At 43.0% G+C, this 2,336-nt stretch carries 4 protein-coding genes; 3 read left to right on the forward strand and 1 reads right to left on the reverse strand.

The genetic code is table 11. The features are described from left to right. Window positions 1-160: 160 nt before the first annotated feature. The 3 genes from CDZ78_RS19650 to CDZ78_RS19660 are packed head-to-tail and all read left to right on the forward strand — an operon-like array spanning window position 161 to window position 1,866. Window positions 161-400 (forward strand): hypothetical protein, encoded by a 240-nt coding sequence (locus tag CDZ78_RS19650; protein WP_087871473.1) that lies wholly within the window; start codon window positions 161-163, stop codon window positions 398-400. Window positions 401-435: 35 nt separating this feature from the next. Continuing rightward, entirely contained in the window at window positions 436-1,278 is an 843-nt protein-coding gene (locus CDZ78_RS19655; protein ID WP_087871474.1) for a 23S rRNA (adenine(2030)-N(6))-methyltransferase RlmJ, read from the forward strand. A gap of 3 nt (window positions 1,279-1,281) precedes the next feature. Then, window positions 1,282-1,866, forward strand: coding sequence for a TgpA N-terminal domain-containing protein (locus CDZ78_RS19660; protein ID WP_087871475.1), 585 nt, complete (start codon window positions 1,282-1,284; stop codon window positions 1,864-1,866). 41 nt (window positions 1,867-1,907) lie between these two features. Here the strand turns inward: CDZ78_RS19660 and CDZ78_RS19665 are convergent. Continuing rightward, window positions 1,908-2,336, reverse strand: a 429-nt coding sequence (locus tag CDZ78_RS19665) for an ISAzo13-like element transposase-related protein (RefSeq protein ID WP_444979221.1), incomplete at its 5' end; no start/stop codon positions are given.

A 2,336-nucleotide genomic window follows, 5' to 3' on the forward strand; every position in this document is an offset into this window, starting at 1 on the left:
GCACGCAGTGGATTGCTTTCGCTGCCAGCCATGGAGAGCGAACGCGAGGGCTGGTAGTCCCCAGAAGGCGTAGGGCCGCTGTTTTGTCGGAATCGTAGCGCTAGCGTAGGTGGAGACAAAATAAAAGGCATTCCGAAACGCCGTCCAGTCATTTGAGGGAGTGTTACGAAGCCAGCACCGAGTTTACGATGGTAGTGGCGAAGTGGCACGTACGCAGGACGTCTGGGACGCCGAAGGCATTAGCGGTCGCGTTAAGTTTTTGCCGCTTGCTTGGGCTGGGATGCCCAAAACAAGCTTTCGCAAAAATAGCGACTCCCCGCTCCTAACTCAGGAGGGGGATTATGTTGATGCTTTCACAGGCTCCTTAGTTCGCTATTCTAAACTGGGTAGTGCTGACTAAAGCCTGCCCCACTTGAACTTTTAAATAATTAATTTATGCTTAGTTATCAACACTCATATCATGCAGGTAATTTTGCCGATGTTTTAAAGCATAGCGTTTTAATTCATATTCTTGAGCATCTAAAAAAGAAGCACAAGCCCTTTTGTTATGTAGACACCCATGCTGGCGCTGGCAGTTATTCATTAAACAGTGAACAAGCCGAAAAAACCGGGGAATACCAGCAAGGTATTGCAAAGTTATGGCAAACGGATGATTTGCCGCCAGCAATTGCTGCTTATATTAATGTGGTAAAAGCTTTTAATATAGAAAAGACTTTGAACCAATATCCTGGCTCGCCAATGATTGCCCGGCACTTAATGCGTCAGCAGGATCGTTTGTTTTTATATGAATTGCATAATACCGAGATTGATAGATTGCGTGCATCGGTAAACAAAGATAAGCGGGTGCAGATATTGCATCAGAATGGCTTTGACAAGAGCCTCTCTATTATGCCTCCGCAACAGCGTCGAGGCTTGGTATTAATAGACCCTTCCTATGAAATAAAAACAGAATATAAGCAGGTACTTGAGACGATAATGCAGTTACACCGACGCTTTGCCACGGGTACCTATGCGCTTTGGTATCCTGTGGTACAAAGGCAGCGTATTGATGAATTAGAGCAAAAAATAGTGGCGAGTTCATTACGTAATGTTCAACTTTTCGAATTGGCTCAATTGGCGGATAGTGACGAGCAGGGCATGACTGCTAGCGGCATGATCATAGTTAACCCGCCATGGACTCTGCAGGTAGAGATGCAGCAGGCCTTGCCTTTTCTGGCTGAAAAGCTGGGCCTAGCCAATCAAGGCAGTTATAGGATAAAGCAGTTAAAGGACGAGTAGTTTATGGAGCCAACAATAAATCAACGCACTATTCTGTTTCTATTGACCTCTATCGGTTTAATCACGTTACCGCATGCGTTTCATGTGCCAGTTCCCATTTTTTCTTTTTTTTCCGTTTTATTAATCTGGCGCTTTATCGGTGTCTGGTATCCTGCTTATTTACCAAACCAATTACTGGTGTTCCTGCTGTTATTGAGTGGTATTAGCTTGCTGGTGATAATGCACCAAGGGGTATTCGGCCGAGATGCGGGCACAGCCGTATTTATCGTTGCATTAGGATTGAAATTACTGGAGATAAGAAACCAGCGCGATATTTACTTAATCACTTATCTAGCCTTTATAGTTGCCGCTTCGCAGTTTTTGTATCTGCAAAATATCCTGATGGCAGGCTATACATTATTAGTTTGTGTCAGTTTGCTAGCTACCCTGATTTCAATTAATAGTAGCAGCCTGGGGAATATTGCGGCATTAAAAACAGCGGGGAAAATGTTAGCTCAGGCAGCTCCCTTGATGGTTGTTATGTTTGTTTTTTTCCTCGTGTTGATGCGCCACGCTGGTCATTTTTACAGGATGATAAACAAGCATTAACGGGTCTAAGGAATAAGCACGAAACAACTTCCCGATATTAATTATTCTTGAGGAATTGCACGGTAATTCCATTTTGGTAAATGTGTATCAAATACAATCGGCATTATTTCTTTGAAGTCAGCGGCATATTTTCGTCCTGTCTCGTATATTTTGTCGAGTATGTGAACAATTGTTGTTAGTCCTTTTGACGTTGATGTTCTAGAAATCAATGTTTTAACTGTTTCAACCGAGCCAAATACAACACCTTCACAAGCACGAGTCACATGAGGAAAAAAACGATGTTCAATGGGATTATACTTGGAGGTATAAGGAGGATAGTGGGCAATCCTAATTTCCAATCCAAGTGCATTCGCAGTCTTTTGTAAATCTTCTTTAAAAATGTAGTGCCGTGAGCTGTTACTCCCTCCACCATCGCAAAGGATCAACAATGATTTTGCTTTAGGATAATGAATAATACCCTCGTTTACCCA

Source organism: Bathymodiolus platifrons methanotrophic gill symbiont (assembly GCF_002189065.1).
In the GTDB taxonomy this organism is placed as follows: Bacteria; Pseudomonadota; Gammaproteobacteria; order Methylococcales; family Methylomonadaceae; genus Methyloprofundus.

Bases quoted from the DNA above. Each gene is read 5' to 3' on its own strand.
- CDZ78_RS19655 (WP_087871474.1), top strand. From the start codon at position 436: ATGCTTAGTTATCAACACTCATATCATGCAGGTAATTTTGCCGATGTT.
- CDZ78_RS19660 (WP_087871475.1), top strand. From the start codon at position 1,282: ATGGAGCCAACAATAAATCAACGCACTATTCTGTTTCTATTGACCTCT.